Source organism: Echinicola marina, assembly GCF_020463795.1.
Classification (GTDB): Bacteria; Bacteroidota; Bacteroidia; order Cytophagales; family Cyclobacteriaceae; genus Echinicola; species Echinicola marina.
This window is the reverse complement of record NZ_CP080025.1, coordinates 410,690-426,958: the sequence shown is the minus strand read 5'-3', so window position 1 is coordinate 426,958 and position 16,269 is coordinate 410,690. Positions and strand designations below refer to the sequence as shown.

Sequence of the window (16,269 nt, the reverse complement as noted above, 5' to 3'; positions counted from 1 at the left end):
TGTAAGCAACCATTGATGATCAACAGGTTTATGAAAACGTTATTTTTCACCTTTTCGGCCCTTCTTCTTTCTCTTTGCAGTCTCGCCCAATCGAATCTGACGGTGAGCGACAATGGCCGCTTTCTTGTCTACCAGGATGGGACACCTTTTTTCTATCTTGGCGACACGGCCTGGGAACTTTTCCACCGGCTGAACAGGGGAGAGGCTTACCTGTACCTGAAAGACCGAGCTGGCAAAGGATTTACGGTAATTCAGGCGGTAGTGCTTGCCGAGCATAACGGACTGGAAGAACCAAACGCCTACGGAGAGCTTCCTTTGACTGACAATGATCCCGCAAAGCCCAACGAAGCGTATTTCAAGCACGTGGATTTTGTCATTGAAAAGGCGGCTGAGCTGAATTTGCACATTGCGCTGTTGCCCACCTGGGGAGATAAAGTCTTCAAAAACAAGTGGGGTGTAGGTCCTGAAATTTTTAATCCGGAAAATGCTTATAAATATGGCAGGTTCATCGGCAACCGGTACAAGCACAATCGCAATATCATTTGGGTAATAGGCGGGGATAGAAATCCCAGAGAAGACAGCGACGATGTAGAGATCTGGCGGGCGATGGCCAGAGGGATTGTGGAAACTGTGGGCGGAAATGACAAGGCATTAATGACATTTCACCCGCAGACCGCGTCGTCGACCTGGTTTCATGAAGACGAATGGCTGGACTTTAATATGCTCCAGACCAGCCATTGTGCCGACACAAAAGTATGGGAAAAGATAAGCCACGACTACAACCTGAAGCCAGTAAAACCTACGATGGATGGAGAACCGATGTATGAAGAGATCCCTGTCTGCTTTGATCTGGAAAAAAATGGTTACTCCGATCCGAACGATGTAAGAAGAAAGGCTTATCTCAGCTTATTCGCAGGAGCACACGGTCATACTTATGGGTGCAACAACGTCTGGCAAATGTATGCCCCAGAGCGCAAACGCCACATTTCCGCTACCAGACCCTGGTATGAATCGCTGGATCTGCCTGGTGCCAGTTCTATGACTTTTGTAAGAAAGCTGATGGAGTCGCGCCCGATGCTGGACCGCATACCTGATCCATCTATGATCGTGAGCAGTTCTGATCATTACCGGGAGCGCGTTATGGCTACACGAGGAAACGACTACGCCTTTATCTATTCCTCTTCAGGACATCCCTTTGAAGTTGTCATGGGCAGAATATCGGGAAAAAGAGTAAAGGCCAGTTGGTACAACCCCAGAACCGGCGAAACAACCATCGCCGGAGTTTACAAAAACAAAGGCGTTAGAAAATTCACTCCACCTTCTCAGGGCAACGAGCACGATTGGGTGCTGATCATGGACGATGTAAAAAGGGCTTATTAAAAAAGTCAAATTCGACCCGTACTCACAGGATAAGAACTTAAGGTGGCTATTATTCGTTGGGGCAGAGTTTCTCTACTCGTGACCTTTCATTCGGTCCGTGGTAAGGTGCAGTGAAAACACGGGTCAAGGTTTGAAAATGATCAAATAATAAATTTTGTTTATATTAATTAATGGAAAATAGAGGACTTTATGAAGAACTTTGATATCAAAATCGATGAAGGTTCAAGAGTTCCTAAATATCAACAAGTAGCCAATAGAATTTATTCTCTTATTTACATTGAAGAAATATCCAATGGGGATAAACTTCCTTCAATAAACGAGTTGAGTGAGCGGTTATATCTATCAAGGGACACAATTGAGAAGGCCTATAATTGGCTCCGGAAGAAAGGCGTAGTGATGGCTGAACCTTCAAAAGGTTACTATGTGAATAAAAAGAAAGTCCTACATCAAGTGGGGAAAATACTCTATTTAGTCAATAAAGTAAGTCCTTATAAATTAGAGGTTTTTAAAACAATGCAGGAAGCTCTAAATAAAGATTATGATATTGAATTTCGTCTCTTTTTTAATGATGTCCATATATTTATGGACCAATTAGGAACTTCATTCGAAAACTATGATTATGTAGTGGTTATACCATTATTTCATGTTCCTAAGAAAGAACATTATGGGCTACCTAAACAAATCCTTGAACGTATAGAAAATATCCCAAGGGAAAAGTTGATTGTTTTAGAAAAGAAAATTCCTGATCTAAAAGAAAATTATAGTTGCATCTATCAGGATTTTGAAAAGGATATCAATTTGGCCCTTACTCAAGCGATTAATGAAATCAAGCGATATGGAAAGATCAATCTTATATACCCAAAAAGCTATTTTCATAGCTATCCCATAGAAGTGAAACAAGGCTTTATCACTTTTTGTAAAAAAAATGATTTGGCTTTCGAAGTGTTTGATGTCTCATCTCTGGATAGTTGTTTTAGTGCTGGCCAGGCTTATGTCGTGATTAGTGAAAATGATTTTTTAGAAGTTATGATTCGAGTAAAATCAAAAAAATATGCCTTGGGGCTAGACATAGGTGTAATCAGTTATAATGATACTCCAATTAAAAAATTGTTTAATGTTTCGGTATTGTCAACAGACTTTAAAAAAATGGGAGAGTTAGCAGCAAGATGTGTTTCTGAAAGAAAAATTATTCAATATAAAAATGACTTTTCTTTTATAAAGAGGAGCTCTATATGAAGATTGATTTAGTTTTCCCTTCATTATTTGGTCCAAAAGTTTAATTTATAAAGGCATTTTAGGAAGCCCTACTTTTTGTTGTGGGCATGGCTTCGTTTACAAATGCACTAATAGGTAAAAAAGTTTAGAATTCAATGTTAAGAGTAGATACTTATAGGACAATTTCAAAAGATTAGGGGCATAATTTATTCATTAATCAGATACAAAGTTAGCTTTCGGGCTGCTGTAGCGTGCCAAGAGCGTTCGGCATAAACACTGGGCTGCCCGCTAGGCCTTCATTTATTCCGTTGCCACTTGGCCTTGATTGCCCTCAAGCTGGGATGGTATCCAAATTAATTTCTAACCTTAAAAATGAAATGTTATGGATACCCAAAGCAAAAATATCGTTTCCAACAAAGTAGCCGAAATCGTCCTTAGTTACCGGCCCAAAGTCAAGCTCTCCCAAGTCCCTAAAATCACCTCTTCCAAAGAAGCCTATGATGTCCTTTTGGAAAACTGGGATAAGTCAAAACTGCAGTTCGTAGAACAGTTTAAAGTGATGTTGCTTAATCGTTCCAACAGGGTTCTTGGAGTCGTTGATGTCTCGACGGGCGGAACCTCTGGAACTGTTGCTGATCCAAAAATCATTTTTGCAGCTGCGGTAAAATCGAATAGCTCAGGAATGATTTTGGTCCACAACCATCCTTCTGGAAATAGATTCCCAAGTAATGCCGATAACAATTTGACTGAACGAATGGTCAAACTGGGTAAATTGATGGAATTGCCGGTTCTGGATCATATAATTGTTACCAGTGAATCCTATTATTCCTATGCTGATGAAGGAGGGCTTTAATGGCCCTTTTTTTTCGTGTCATGAATTCTCTTTCCAAAATTTTAATACCATCTGTTCAAAAAACTTAAAGGGAACTTTCAAAAGAGGATCAAGCATGAGATAGGGATCTAGGTAGAAACCTAACTTTTTTGAAAACTTGGGTATACCCGGATTAACTACCCAAAAGATAGTTTTGGCAAGTTTGGAGTGTAATCAAACAGTTATGCCATGAACGATGTAATCTTAACACAAATTGAAAAGGAGGTATTGGTAGATGAAATCGCCGATGCGGTTGCCTCTCGGCTTTCGGACGTTTTACCTGCTCAAGAGCCGGATGATGAATTGATCCAAATCCCTGAAGTTATGAAGCTTTTGGGTAGGTCCCGAACGACGATCAATAATTGGCGAAAGGAAGGGTTTTTAAAGGAGCATGTCTTTAATACCAGGGTTTATTTCAAAAAGTCGGAGGTCATGAATGCGGGCAGGCAAAAGAACGGCTTTAAAAAATAGAAATTCAGGGTACTTCCTACTTCAAAGATTATAGCTATTAGATAGGATGGGCAACTAATAAGAAAATTAATAAAGCCTACCACACCCGCACTGGTAGTATCCGTAGTAATCATGTTTTACATTTTCACCATTTAACAACCTTACCATGAACATCAAACAAGCCAATGACCTTTCCATTATTGGTTTTCTGGAAAAGCTTGGCATCAAACCATCAAAGATTTCAGGGGACAGTTATTTCTATCATTCCCCATACAGGAAAGAAAACACACCTTCCTTTAAGGTCAGTGCCTCCAAGAATCTATGGATTGATTTTGGGGACAATAATTATGGCGGAAAGGTCCTTGATCTGGTCATGAAATTGAAACCGGGCATTTCGGTTTCCGATGCCCTTCATTACATCGAAGATATTACTGGTAACTCTTTTTCTTTTCACCCACAGGAACCCATGGAAAAGGAACAGGATCCAAAATGACCATCCGGTCGGTAAAAGCCATTGGAAGCAATCCGACCTTAACGGACTACCTTCTTCACCGGAAGGTAAGTGTCGAGACCGCATCCAGATTCTGTATGGAAGTGTATTATTCCATAGGGGACAAAAAGTATTTCGGGATCGGAAATAGGAACGAGAACGGCTGGGCCATTCGGAATGCCTATTGGAAAGGAAGCAGTGCCCAGGGTATTAGCTACTATCCAGGAGAAGGCAACAACCTTCATATGTTCGAAGGAATTTTTGACCTGCTCAGTTTCTACGAGCGCAACCAAAAAGAAGTGAAGCCAGATGACTTCTTAGTTCTCAATTCCCTGTCTAATATGGATGCGGCAAAGAAGATTTTGGCAGGATTTCCACGGGTCAACCTTTACCTTGACAACGATATACAAGGCAAGGCCTGGACAAAAAGATTGTTGAAAGACTTCAGCCAATGCACTGACCAATCGGGCAACTATTTGGGGCATAAGGATCTAAACGATTACCATCGAAAGTCAAAAAGCGTTGGCATGCGAAGGTAGGAACGTTTTACAAGTCGGAGCGAAGCAAGCCATGTTTTGGTCAGACCAAAACGGCTTGCTTCGCTCCGCTCAGGCTGAAATTCACTCCGTTCATTTCACTCATGGGAAGACCAAAGAAACCCGCAGACCAGAAGAGAAATATAAAGTTTACTTTCCGGATGACCGAAGAAGAGGTCCGGCTGCTGGGGAGTTTATGCGAGGTGGCAGCGATGCCGGCCGCTGACGTGGTCAGGGCTTGCGTGTTCAAAAACAGGTTGCCCAAGGCGAAGGTCCCCAAACTGGACAAACAGACTTATGTGGAGCTCAAAAGAATTGGTAATAATATCAACCAGATAGCCAAACAACTCAATTCAAAATTTGAGGTGCCAGCGGACAGGATGAAGGCAATTGACGCCATCTCTACAAAACTGGACCAGGTCATCAAACTGCTGCTTCATGATCGCTAAACAGTCCATCGGCAAAAACTTTATGGGAGCACTGGATTATAATCTCAAAAAGATGCTGACCAGTGATGAAAGCAAACGGGCGGAAGTACTGGAAACCAACTTCACCAGTTTGGACAGGGAAATGGTAAAGAAAGAAGTAGAGCTGATGAAGAGTATGAATCCCAGGCTAAAACGGAACACTTATCATGTCAGTCTAAGCTTTGGCAAGGAGGAAAAAATATCAAATGATAAAATGTTGGCCATAGGCAATGAATACCTGAAAGGCATGGGATTCGATGACAATGCCTATTTTATTTTCAGACATCATGATGCCGACCATCCCCATTGCCATTTGTTGGCACTGAGAAACCGATTTGATGGAACCGTGGTCTCGGACAGCAACAATTACAGAAGGAGTGAAAGCCTGGTGCGAAAACTGGAAAAGAAATATGGATTGCAGCAAGTAAAGAGCAGCAAGGAGGCCAAAGTCAAGGCGCCCAATAAGGATGAAATCGAAATGGTAATGAGAACCGGTAAACCCTCAAAGAAAATGGTGCTACAGCAAATAATATCAGAGGCCTTAAAGCGGACCAATACCATTGAGGATTTTATCCATCAAGTAGAGGCTTCAGGAGCCAACCTGTTGTTCAACCAGGCCAGTACCGGCAGGGTATCAGGAGTAGCCTATTGCTATGATGGCTTCAAGGCCAAAGGACAATCCTTGGGTAACCAATTCAAATGGAAGAACATCGCAAATACCTTACACTATGAGCAAACTAGAGATCGCCAAGCAATTGGCCAGGCAAACGCAAGAACAACATCAAAATACCCAAGAGGGCTATCAGGAAATGATGAAAAAACAACTCGAGTTCATGGGGTACATTCCCAAGATGCAGGACAGTCTCCTGCACATCAGCAGAAAGCAGGACAGACTGAACGATCAGATCGAGACCAATTATCAGTGCGGGATCAAAATGAATTCCAAACTCGAGGTGATAAAGATGGAGCTTCAATACCAGCACGAACAGCAACAAAAGATCGAAAAGAAATTTACCTTAGTCATCAAATTGTTGGTGGTACCATTGATATTCTTGATCTGCTGCTTAGGCCTGTTCCTGATACTGGGGAGGTAGGTCAAATTCCTAAGAAGAAAAAAAAGAGACGGAAAAAGGGTAGAAGTATTTAAATTAGTAATTTTAGGTAATGGTTTACATAATTAACGAGGGTAAATTAGATCATTTTTTTACCCTTGTTTTAATAACCAGTGTAAACTCAACCTTCGTTTAAGCTCCCTAATAAGACCATATAACTCCCGCATAAAACCTAACAATCCGCTTGATGTTGGCAAAAGTTCAGACCATGCATTGTAGCCTAGAATTTCTCCAAAACGGAAAAATCCTCCTTCCTCGTGTTTTTCTCAAACCACCTTTTATACCAGAATTCTAGATACATATGCTTATTTTTCCAGAATAGCTCTTGGTCTTCTTCATTCATTTTATCGGTGGTGTTAATGAGTGTTCTGACAGCTTTTAATTCCTTAAACATCTTTTTGATTTCTTTTTTAGAATAAGAGGGTTGACCAAACTGAGCCGTCAGAAAGTATTTCTGAGCAGATTTGGCTTGCTTGTTGGTAGCATCCTTATTTCCATAACATACCATCCACATAAAATCCATTAAGATGTCTTCTGGCTTTACTTTTAGAATGGCACATAGTAACCGGAAGTTACTGGGGATAAATAGGTCCAACTTTCTCCAGCGGGAAGAATACATGTTTCCTATCTCAGTGTATTTTTTGTATTTGTCAACTACAATCACTTTAGATTTTTTCTTTTTCATGGCAGTACATTTTATGTTACGCCATTTAAGGTCGGGTCTGATGATGGGATGAAGTATTCTTGAGGGGGATATTTTAGAATTGGAAAAGTAGAGATTACTTAGGGGCTAAATAAAATCATTTACCTCCAATCAAACGTTCTAACCTAGCCATCATTTCATCTTTTTCCTTCAACATCCTCTCGTATAGCGCAATTTTTTCTTCATGAAGTTGAAGCAATTTGTCAATTGGGTTAACATTAAATGTAGGGGTGTGCCCAGTATTTAAAAATGATCCTTCATTAAAAGTGTTCGAAATAATATTCACCGCTTGCTCCTCATCAAAATTTTGGATGGCCTCAACAGGAATATGAAGGATTTCTGCTACCTCCTTTAGAATATTTTCCTCTATGCTCTCTTTTTGCTCTAGTAGGCTGATTTTCTTTTGGGACCAGTCTTCTCCCAGTTCGTGGGCCAAGGCGTCTTGCTTGATGCCCAGCATTTCCCTAAAGCGTTTGATGTTGCGTCCCTGATGGATATTTCGTGCAGCTGAATTGGTCATAACTCTTGGCTATTAAAAAACTAAAAGACAAGTTAAGGAAATTGGTGGAATTTGGGAAATGGTTTTTATAAATGGTGGTTAGGTGAATCAAGGAATATTTTATTCCTGTAGGAATAGTTTAGAATTGGGAGGGTGGATAAATTGTATTATTGCAGTTCTTAATTTTGAGGATGATACCTTTAAAATAGGTTCGCCTTAGTTTAGAAAGAATAACTTGGGCCTATTATTAATTTGGTAAAACAAACAAATATGCTGGTCCGCCTTGCAGATATTGGGTGTTAAGAAATTAAAGAAGAGGGTAAGCAGAAAGGCAGGCATGCCTGTCTGCCGCCAAAGGTAGATTTGACGAATTGCCGATTAAAAAGTTGGCTGGCAGTTTTACAGGAGGAGTTTGCCTGCATGAGGGAAGGCTTTTATTTTAACCCAATAGATGTATAGCGGCGGGGTTTTTTGGTTACTTTTTTTACCTGCAGAAAAAAAGTAACAAAGAATGCATTGATTATAACAGAGTAATTATGCTATCACAAATAAAGTCAACTAGGATAAAGCGTCATTTAGAACTACTTAATATTTAGATATGAGTGATCCAAGCCAGTTTAAAGAAGCGCTCCTTGATAATCAATCAATAGGACATAATATGATGACCTTTAGAAAACTGAGGAGTCTTAAGGCCATGGAGCTGGCTTTTCATTTAGGAATCAGCGAGGCCGCCTATACCAAATATGAACGTGGAGAAACCAAAATCACGGTGGACCTGATTAAAAAATATGCCGATTATGTGCAGGTTGATCCCATTCATATTTTGACCATAAGGCCAGGGCAACTGATTGAGTATTTTGATGAACTCGAAAAAAGGAAAGTTCTCATGGATGGTAGCCAGTTTGATACCTTAATCGAGATACTCCGAGAACTCAAAGACAGCAATGATACTTTAAAAAGCCTGATAAAGGAGGCTATTGTTTAAACTTAATAAGAACATTATGATCAATATTCAAAATGACGAGCTTATCAGAGAATTGATCCGTCAAGATCTCAAGCATAACCAGCTGGTTAAGGGCTTGGATAATTTGGACTTGGATGCCGGCCATCGACATCATCTGGGTATTATGGATTTGGTCAAGCGGCTGATGGAAGTACCAGAGCATTTGGAGAATGATTTTTTAGATACTTATATGGGCTATATGGATAGATGCCTGGATTATCCTATTTCCAGTTTAGGTGAAGAGTTGAGGGTGTTGGCGGAGGAGGGTTATGAGGGGTTGAACAAGCTGTTTTATTTGAAAAGTCAAAGTGAAAATGACCAGTAAATATAATTCAAATAACTTTTTACCTACCAAATTTTGTGAGAAGTTGAGGTGGATTTAAAAGGCTTCATCTTCGCTGATAGAAATTCCTTTGTAGTACAAAAACTATTTACTGTTTTATTAAGATCCCAGATAAATGATGGGTTTTGTTATTTCTCTTTAAGTTTGATTGAAAGCGGAAGAACCATCAATTAAAAATTCATATAACAAATACAGTTTTCGTTTATTCTGTTGAATCAGTCAATTATTTATTAAGCGTTAAAAAAGCTTGAAATATGAAAAAGGCCAATGTGACACGTTTAATTTTCATGGTATTTTTTATATTTGACTAATTCTGACAAGTCTCAGAAATAATAATAGATTTGTAAAGGATTTTAGAACCTAAATCTGTATCCTATGACCTATTTGGGAAGAAGAATTCGTGAGCTAAGAGAAGCTAAAGGTTTTCTACTTAGACAAGTAGCGGCCTATATTGAAGCGGATACAGCTTTGGTCAGTAAACTGGAGCGAGGGGAGAGAAAGGCTCAAAAGAATCAGCTAAAAAAAATCGCAGCTTTTTTGGAGGTAGATGAAAAAGAACTGGAACTGCTTTGGTTGGCTGATAAGATTATAGATGATATTGACCAAGAGCCACAAGGTTTGAATGCCTTAAATTTTGTACAAGGGGAATTGGCCAAGTAATTATTTTCCTTGTTTGACTTGACCTTTTTGATTGCGTGATTATGATTGACAAGAAAACCCTTTCTGAACGTGATATTTGTACCAAATTCATCACACCTGCCATAGAAAAGGCGGGTTGGGACAAGACCACTCAGTTACTTGAAGAAGTATCATTTACAGATGGTAAAATCTATGTTAGGGGAAGGCTTACCGCAAGGGGAAAAAGAAAAAGAGCAGATTATATCCTATACTACAAACCCAATATCCCTATTGCAATTGTTGAGGCCAAGGACAATAGACATTCAGTAAGGGCAGGACTGCAACAAGCTTTGGACTATGCCGAAATCCTGGATATACCATGTGTTTTTAGTAGCAATGGTGACGGGTTTGTTTTCCATGACCGGACGGCCACTGACGGAAATATTGAGACAGAACTTGATATTGATAGCTTTCCAAGTCCTGAAGAACTTTTAAAAAAGTACAAACAATACAAAGGAATCCATACAAGCGAGGCTCAAGAAGTAGCATTACAGGATTACTATTTTGACGGAAGTGGTAGGTCACCTAGATATTATCAACAAATTGCTGTAAACCGAACGGTAGAGGCGGTTGCAAATGGACAAGGAAGGATTTTACTGGTCATGGCAACCGGAACGGGAAAGACTTACACGGCTTTTCAGATCATCCACCGACTTTGGAAAAGTAGGGCAAAGAAGAGAATTCTGTTTTTAGCAGACAGAACAGCCCTAATAGATCAAACCAGAAGGGGGGATTTCAAACATTTCAAAGACAAGATGACCATCATCAAAAAAAAGGTGGTGAGCAGGGCAGATGGAAAGGAAGAGCTTGTAAGTAATAATAAGAGGGGAATAGATACAGAGGATAAGGCCTATGAAGTGTTCCTGGGCCTTTATCAGGGATTGACAAATGCCAGCGATATAGAAGATGCGTATAAGGATTTTTCACCTGAATTCTTCGATCTCATAGTCATAGATGAGTGCCATAGAGGAAGTGCCAAAGAGGACAGTGCCTGGCGGGAGATACTTCGCTATTTCAATAAAGCGACCCATATTGGTTTGACAGCTACTCCCAAAGAAACCAAAGAGGTATCCAATATTGAATATTTTGGAGATCCGATTTATACCTATTCCCTTAAACAAGGGATTGATGATGGTTTTTTGGCTCCTTATCGGGTGGTTCGGGTCAACCTGAACGTTGATGCTGAAGGCTGGCGGCCGGAGCAAGGGAAAAAGGATAAGGATGGCAAGGAAGTGGAAGACCGTGTATATAACCGGAAGGACTTTGATAAAACACTGGTCATCGATGAGCGAACCCAAACAGTGGCTAGAAAGCTTACTGAGTTTTTGAAAGGTTATGACCGATTTGCCAAGACCATTGTTTTTTGTTCGGACATTGATCATGCTGAGCGGATGCGATTTGCCCTATCCAATCTGAATGCTGATTTAGTGGCCAAGAACCACAAGTATATCATGCAGATTACGGGAGACAATGATGAAGGGAAAAGAGAGCTTGACAACTTTATCAATCCAGAAGAAACATATCCCGTGATAGCCACTACATCCGAATTAATGACCACCGGAGTGGATGCCCAAACTTGTAGGGTTATCGTATTGGATGCGGAAATCAAATCCATGACCAAGTTTAAGCAAATAGTAGGAAGAGGAACCAGGATCAATGAGGAATTTGGCAAAATGTTTTTTACTATTCTGGATTTTCGAAATGTTACTGATCTTTTTGCCGACAAGGACTTTGATGGAGACCCTATAAGAGTAAAACCTGTTTCAGAGGATACCGATTTGACCAATATCGTTGATGAAGAACAAAGCATTGACAGCCTGATCATAGACGAGGAGACAGGGGAAGAGATAGAAATCGGAACAAAGATTCGCTATCCCGAACCGCAGACAAGAACCAGCAAAGTCAATGAGCCCCGTCAGAAAGTGTACGTGAATGGGGTGGATGTATCGGTGTTGATCAGCCGTGAAATGTATTTTGACACCAATGGAAAGCCCATTACCACCAGCCTAAAAGACCATACCAAAGAATTGATCAAAGGTCAGTACGCATCCTTGGATGATTTCCTAGCTCGATGGAACAGTACGGACAAAAAAGAAATCATCATCAAGGAACTGGAAGAACAAGGTGTTTTGGTGGAAGCTTTGCGAGATGCAGTAAACAGGGACCTGCCCGCCAAAAGCCCAGGAAAATGGTATGTCTATGTAATCGAATGTGAAGACGGTAGCCTCTATAAAGGCATGACAACTGATCTTAAAAATAGATGGAGACAACATAAGAATGGGGAGGGAGCTGAATGGACCAAAAACCATAAGCCGATTGAATTAATTCATTATGAGGTATTTAATTCTGAAAGTGAAGCGGTTAAAAGAGAAAGATACTTGAAATCTGGTCGAGGCAGAATTTGGTTGCAAGATCAAAAATTATTAGACAATCTAAACGGCAGACAGGCGGGAGTTGATCTTTTTGATCTTATATGCCATGTTGCTTTTGAGCAGCCCCCACTCACACGTAAGGAACGTGCCAATAATGTTAAAAAGCGGGATTATTTCACTAAATATGGTGACCAAGCCAGGAAAGTCTTAGAGACGCTTTTGGACAAGTATGCAGACGAAGGAGTGACCAATATTGAGAGCATGGATATCCTCAAGGTCAAACCGCTTACGGATTACGGTTCCCCCTTGGAGATTATCAAGCAGTTTGGAAGCAAAGCCAAATATTTAGAAGCCGTAAAAGAATTGGAACAAGAATTATATAATACAGGAGCTTAATGAGTTCGGAAATACTAATTTACCAAACAGAAGACGGGCAGACCAAAATTCAAACCCGATTAGAGAATGAAACCGTTTGGCTGACCCAAGAACAAATCAGTGACCTTTTTCAGCGGGACAGAAGTGTGATCACCAAGCACATAGGGAATGTTTTTAAAGAAGGAGAATTGGACGAAAAAAGCAATGTGCAGATTTTGCACATTAGTGGTTCAGACCGTCCAGTTAAGTTCTATAACCTGGATGTCATCATTTCTGTGGGATACAGGGTGAAATCTCATCGGGGTGTTCAGTTTAGAAAATGGGCCACCTCGAGAATCAAAGAGTACATCGTTAAGGGATTTACCATGAATGACGAGCTCCTAAAAGAGGCCGGAGGTGGTAACTACTTTGATGAACTTCTTGCCAGAATTCGGGACATTAGATCTTCCGAGAAGGTGTTTTGGAGAAAGGTTCTGGATATCTATGCTACCAGTATAGACTACGATCCCAACACCGAAATTTCTACCACTTTTTTCAAAACGGTACAAAATAAAATGCACTGGGCTGCACATGGAAACACAGCGGCAGAAGTAATTTACAAAAGGATAGATGCCGGTAAAAAAAATCTTGGGCTTACTAATTTTAAGGGGGCAAAGCCCACAAAAAAGGAGACCGAGGTAGCCAAGAATTACCTGAACGAGCAGGAATTGGAAATTCTAAACAGGATCGTTACGGCTTACCTCGAAATGGCAGAATTACAGGCGATGAACCGAAAGCCCATGTATATGAAGGACTGGGTATCCAGGCTGGATGATTTTTTGACCATGACTGGGAATGAAATATTGACCCATGCGGGTAAGATCAGCCATCAAAAGGCACTGGGTAAAGCCCATTCGGAGTATGAGAAGTTCAAAGAAAAAACTAAAAATGAGCTTTCTCAAGTCGAGAAAGATTTTATTGAAAATATTGACAAGACTGCCAAGCAGCTAAAAAACAAGAAGAAATAAATGGCCAACTTAAAAGGAATATTAGATAGCATCCGCAAGATCATGTGGCAGGACACCGGACTGAATGGTGATGCACAGCGCATTGAACAGTTGGGGTGGATGCTGTTTCTGAAAATTTTCTCCGATAAGGACAAGGAGCTGGAAGTCATTAAGGACGATTACGAAAGCCCTATTCCTGCTGAGTTTCACTGGGACGAATGGGCTGGGGATGATGAAGGGATTACGGGTGATGAATTACAGGCTTTTGTGGATCAGAAACTCTTTCCTACACTTCGAAACCTAAAGGTGGGAATGAGCGAAGACCTGGCCAACCAAAGGGCACTATTGGTACGTGAGGTGTTTGAGGGCAATAACAATTACATGAAAAGCGGGATCAATCTCCGCAAGGTATTGAACAAGCTCAATGAAATAGACTTCAATATTGCCAAAGACCGCCACGCATTTGGCGAACTCTATGAAACCATTTTGAAGGAACTGCAAAGTGCGGGTAAAAGCGGGGAATTCTACACACCAAGAGCCATTACGGAGTTTATCTGTGAAATGATGAATCCACAATTGGGGGAAAAGATTTTAGACCCTAGCTGTGGAACAGGTGGTTACTTGACAGCAGCTATTGAACATTTGAAAAGCCAGGCCAATAGTGTAGCAGAAAGGGAGAGTATAGCAAAGAACGTGTTTGGATGGGAGTACAAGCCGCTTCCTTATTTGCTGGCCACTACCAACCTGATTTTGCATGATATGGAGGTGCCCAATATCACTTTCCGTGATAGTTTGGATCAGCCACTGAGCAATTATACCGAAAAAAACAGGGTTAACGTGATCCTGGCCAACCCTCCTTTTGGCGGTATCGTGGCCAATAATAACGAAAATAATTTTCCGCAGAATTTTAAGACCAAGGAAAGTGCCGACCTGTTTTTGGTGCTGATGGTGCATTTACTGAAGCAGGGTGGTAGAGCTGGGATTGTATTGCCTGATGGTTCCTTGACAGGGGATGGTGTAAAGCAAAGGGTACGTGAAAAACTGCTTACCGATTGTAATCTGCACACCATCATCCGATTACCCAATTCCGTGTTTAAGCCTTATGCTACTGTGGCAACGAATTTATTGTTCTTTACCAAAGGTGAGCCGACCAAAGAGATATGGTATTATGAGCATCGCTTGCCGGAAGGGCAAAAAAGCTATAGTAAAACAAAACCACTTCAAGTAAAGGAATTTGACCCCATTAAAAAATGGTGGAATGATCGACAGGAAAGCGAGGTGAGTTGGAAGGTGGATATTCAGACTGTTAAGGACAGAAATTATGATTTAGATATTAAGAACCCTACCAAGCAGGAAGAAGAAATCGAACATTCAAGTTCTGAATTAATGACCATGTTGGATGATTCTTTTGATAGAAGCCATGAACTACTAAGTCATATAAGATCTGCGATAAAATGAGTTGGACGAAGAAGACATTAGGAGAGCTTTGTAATATTCAAAAAGGCAAAATTGGAATTCAAAAAGCTGTTCCAGGTAAATATCCTTTAGTGGTAACAGCGGAAGAACGGCTTTCACATAATGAATTCCATTTTGAGGGGAATGCAGTTATCATTCCTCTGGTTTCATCAACAGGACATGGTCACAAAAGCTTAAAGCGGATACATTTTCAATCCGGAAAGTTTGCCGTGGGCAACATTCTCTGTGCAGTAATTCCAAATGATGAAGATATTCTTAGGGCAGATTTTCTATTTCGATATCTAGATCTGAATCGAGAAAATGAATTGGTGAGTAGAATGAAAGGTATGGCCAATGTGACCTTACCATTGAAAGAAATTGCCAAAATTGAAATTCCTGTTCCACCTATTGAGGTTCAAATAGAATTTGTAGAACAATATGGGATTCTAGAGGCTAAAAGCAAAAATCTTAGTGATGAACTCACACACCAACTTGATTTGGTGAAGCAACTCCGTCAAGCCTTTTTGCGGGAAGCCATGCAAGGTAAATTGGTGCCACAAGATCCAAATGAAGAACCTGCTTCGGTGCTTTTGGAGAAGATCAAGATGGAAAAAGAAAGGTTGATTAGGGAGAAGAAACTAAAAAAAGGGAAAGCATCAAGTCAATCGGTTTCAAAAGCTAATGAATGGGAAATACCAAATTCATGGGTGCCAATTAAGGTTGGCGATATTTTTTTTGTAACTAAACTTGCGGGTTTTGAATATACTAAATACATTAATTTCAAGACGATTGGAGAAATTCCTGTGGTCCGTGCTCAAAATGTTCGACCGTTCGAATTAGATAAAACAAACCTACTATTTATCGATAAGGAAACAAGTCTTCTATTAGGGAGGTGTGCTTTGACAAAAGAATCCCTATTGGTGACTTTTATAGGCGCTGGTATTGGTGATGTTGCAAGGTTCAGGGAGAAAGAAAGGTGGCATTTAGCTCCCAATGTTTCTAAATTAGAGCCATTCGAGGAATGTGAAGATTTTTACAATTTAAAATTCTTGAACTATTTTCTTAGCTCACCTTATGGAAGAAATGAAATTTTTAAGCATGTTAAAGCAACAGCGCAGCCCAGTTTGTCAATGGGCACAATTCGAGACATAGATGTTCCCATCCCCCCGCTTTCTGAACAACAACGGATAGTCGCCAAGCTAGATAAGTTGATGGGGTATTGTGATCAGTTGGAGGCCAGTATCATGGAAAGCCAAGTGCAGAATGAATTGCTTTTGCAGCAGGTTTTGAGGGAGGCATTGGAGCCTAAGGAAAAGGAACACCAAATAATATAG

Annotated in this window: 17 protein-coding genes; 15 read left to right on the top strand and 2 right to left on the bottom strand. The window is 40.5% G+C overall.

Going from position 1 to position 16,269, the window contains the following annotated elements; all coding sequences use genetic code 11:
- Positions 1 to 30 precede the first annotated feature (30 nt).
- The 8 genes from KZP23_RS01975 to KZP23_RS01940 all read left to right on the top strand — a co-directional run bounded on the left by KZP23_RS01975 (position 31) and on the right by KZP23_RS01940 (position 6,556).
- A complete protein-coding gene (locus tag KZP23_RS01975) occupies positions 31 to 1,380 on the top strand; it encodes a glycoside hydrolase family 140 protein (protein WP_226334469.1) in 1,350 nt (449 codons plus the stop codon).
- A gap of 189 nt (positions 1,381 to 1,569) precedes the next feature.
- Positions 1,570 to 2,616: a GntR family transcriptional regulator gene (locus KZP23_RS01970; protein WP_015264251.1), complete on the top strand. Its 1,047-nt coding sequence runs from the start codon at positions 1,570 to 1,572 to the stop codon at positions 2,614 to 2,616.
- A 361-nt stretch (positions 2,617 to 2,977) separates the two neighbouring features.
- A complete protein-coding gene (locus tag KZP23_RS01965; RefSeq protein WP_226334468.1) occupies positions 2,978 to 3,448 on the top strand; it encodes a JAB domain-containing protein in 471 nt (156 codons plus the stop codon).
- Between the two features lie 207 nt (positions 3,449 to 3,655).
- Positions 3,656 to 3,937, top strand: coding sequence for a helix-turn-helix transcriptional regulator (locus KZP23_RS01960; protein ID WP_015264249.1), 282 nt, complete (start codon positions 3,656 to 3,658; stop codon positions 3,935 to 3,937).
- A gap of 145 nt (positions 3,938 to 4,082) precedes the next feature.
- Complete coding sequence (locus KZP23_RS01955; RefSeq protein WP_226334467.1) at positions 4,083 to 4,409, top strand: CHC2 zinc finger domain-containing protein; 327 nt, start codon at positions 4,083 to 4,085, stop codon at positions 4,407 to 4,409.
- On the top strand, positions 4,406 to 4,945 hold the full coding sequence (locus KZP23_RS01950; RefSeq protein WP_041738254.1) for a toprim domain-containing protein: 540 nt from the start codon (positions 4,406 to 4,408) through the stop codon (positions 4,943 to 4,945). The genes KZP23_RS01955 and KZP23_RS01950 overlap by 4 nt, the downstream gene beginning before the upstream one ends.
- A 101-nt stretch (positions 4,946 to 5,046) precedes the next feature.
- Positions 5,047 to 5,391, top strand: a complete 345-nt coding sequence (mobC, locus tag KZP23_RS01945; protein WP_015264247.1) for a plasmid mobilization relaxosome protein MobC — start codon at positions 5,047 to 5,049, stop codon at positions 5,389 to 5,391.
- Positions 5,381 to 6,556 (top strand): relaxase/mobilization nuclease domain-containing protein, encoded by a 1,176-nt coding sequence (locus KZP23_RS01940; protein ID WP_015264246.1) that lies wholly within the window; start codon positions 5,381 to 5,383, stop codon positions 6,554 to 6,556. Before mobC ends, KZP23_RS01940 begins: the two co-directional genes overlap by 11 nt.
- A 185-nt stretch (positions 6,557 to 6,741) precedes the next feature.
- Here the strand turns inward: KZP23_RS01940 and KZP23_RS01935 are convergent, their stop codons facing one another.
- A complete protein-coding gene (locus tag KZP23_RS01935; protein ID WP_015264245.1) occupies positions 6,742 to 7,206 on the bottom strand; it encodes a hypothetical protein in 465 nt (154 codons plus the stop codon).
- Between the two features lie 115 nt (positions 7,207 to 7,321).
- Positions 7,322 to 7,744, bottom strand: coding sequence for a helix-turn-helix transcriptional regulator (locus tag KZP23_RS01930; protein WP_015264244.1), 423 nt, complete (start codon positions 7,742 to 7,744; stop codon positions 7,322 to 7,324).
- 577 nt (positions 7,745 to 8,321) lie between these two features.
- On the opposite strand from KZP23_RS01930, the gene KZP23_RS01925 reads away from it, so the two are divergent.
- The 7 genes from KZP23_RS01925 to KZP23_RS01895 all read left to right on the top strand — a co-directional run bounded on the left by KZP23_RS01925 (position 8,322) and on the right by KZP23_RS01895 (position 16,269).
- Positions 8,322 to 8,708, top strand: a complete 387-nt coding sequence (locus KZP23_RS01925; RefSeq protein WP_015264243.1) for a helix-turn-helix domain-containing protein — start codon at positions 8,322 to 8,324, stop codon at positions 8,706 to 8,708.
- Positions 8,709 to 8,724: 16 nt separating this feature from the next.
- Positions 8,725 to 9,051: a hypothetical protein gene (locus KZP23_RS01920; RefSeq protein ID WP_015264242.1), complete on the top strand. Its 327-nt coding sequence runs from the start codon at positions 8,725 to 8,727 to the stop codon at positions 9,049 to 9,051.
- 393 nt (positions 9,052 to 9,444) lie between these two features.
- Entirely contained in the window at positions 9,445 to 9,729 is a 285-nt protein-coding gene (locus KZP23_RS01915) for a helix-turn-helix domain-containing protein (protein WP_015264241.1), read from the top strand.
- Positions 9,730 to 9,770: 41 nt separating this feature from the next.
- A complete protein-coding gene (gene hsdR / locus KZP23_RS01910; protein WP_226334466.1) occupies positions 9,771 to 12,515 on the top strand; it encodes an EcoAI/FtnUII family type I restriction enzme subunit R in 2,745 nt (914 codons plus the stop codon).
- Entirely contained in the window at positions 12,515 to 13,501 is a 987-nt protein-coding gene (gene rhuM / locus KZP23_RS01905) for a virulence RhuM family protein (protein ID WP_015264239.1), read from the top strand. Before hsdR ends, rhuM begins: the two co-directional genes overlap by 1 nt.
- The gene (locus KZP23_RS01900; protein ID WP_015264238.1) at positions 13,502 to 14,938 is read left to right on the top strand and encodes a class I SAM-dependent DNA methyltransferase; all 1,437 of its coding nucleotides are present in this window, start codon (positions 13,502 to 13,504) and stop codon (positions 14,936 to 14,938) included.
- The gene (locus KZP23_RS01895; RefSeq protein WP_226334465.1) at positions 14,935 to 16,269 is read left to right on the top strand and encodes a restriction endonuclease subunit S; all 1,335 of its coding nucleotides are present in this window, start codon (positions 14,935 to 14,937) and stop codon (positions 16,267 to 16,269) included. The genes KZP23_RS01900 and KZP23_RS01895 overlap by 4 nt, the downstream gene beginning before the upstream one ends.

Coding starts and splice junctions, on each gene's coding strand:
- KZP23_RS01915 (WP_015264241.1), top strand. CDS start 9,445: ATGACCTATTTGGGAAGAAGAATTCGTGAGCTAAGAGAAGCTAAAGGT.
- KZP23_RS01960 (WP_015264249.1), top strand. CDS start 3,656: ATGAACGATGTAATCTTAACACAAATTGAAAAGGAGGTATTGGTAGAT.
- KZP23_RS01955 (WP_226334467.1), top strand. CDS start 4,083: ATGAACATCAAACAAGCCAATGACCTTTCCATTATTGGTTTTCTGGAA.
- KZP23_RS01965 (WP_226334468.1), top strand. CDS start 2,978: ATGGATACCCAAAGCAAAAATATCGTTTCCAACAAAGTAGCCGAAATC.
- KZP23_RS01975 (WP_226334469.1), top strand. CDS start 31: ATGAAAACGTTATTTTTCACCTTTTCGGCCCTTCTTCTTTCTCTTTGC.
- KZP23_RS01970 (WP_015264251.1), top strand. CDS start 1,570: ATGAAGAACTTTGATATCAAAATCGATGAAGGTTCAAGAGTTCCTAAA.
- KZP23_RS01925 (WP_015264243.1), top strand. CDS start 8,322: ATGAGTGATCCAAGCCAGTTTAAAGAAGCGCTCCTTGATAATCAATCA.
- KZP23_RS01900 (WP_015264238.1), top strand. CDS start 13,502: ATGGCCAACTTAAAAGGAATATTAGATAGCATCCGCAAGATCATGTGG.
- hsdR (WP_226334466.1), top strand. CDS start 9,771: ATGATTGACAAGAAAACCCTTTCTGAACGTGATATTTGTACCAAATTC.
- KZP23_RS01920 (WP_015264242.1), top strand. CDS start 8,725: ATGATCAATATTCAAAATGACGAGCTTATCAGAGAATTGATCCGTCAA.
- mobC (WP_015264247.1), top strand. CDS start 5,047: ATGGGAAGACCAAAGAAACCCGCAGACCAGAAGAGAAATATAAAGTTT.
- KZP23_RS01895 (WP_226334465.1), top strand. CDS start 14,935: ATGAGTTGGACGAAGAAGACATTAGGAGAGCTTTGTAATATTCAAAAA.
- KZP23_RS01935 (WP_015264245.1), bottom strand. CDS start 7,206: ATGAAAAAGAAAAAATCTAAAGTGATTGTAGTTGACAAATACAAAAAA.
- KZP23_RS01950 (WP_041738254.1), top strand. CDS start 4,406: ATGACCATCCGGTCGGTAAAAGCCATTGGAAGCAATCCGACCTTAACG.
- rhuM (WP_015264239.1), top strand. CDS start 12,515: ATGAGTTCGGAAATACTAATTTACCAAACAGAAGACGGGCAGACCAAA.
- KZP23_RS01940 (WP_015264246.1), top strand. CDS start 5,381: ATGATCGCTAAACAGTCCATCGGCAAAAACTTTATGGGAGCACTGGAT.
- KZP23_RS01930 (WP_015264244.1), bottom strand. CDS start 7,744: ATGACCAATTCAGCTGCACGAAATATCCATCAGGGACGCAACATCAAA.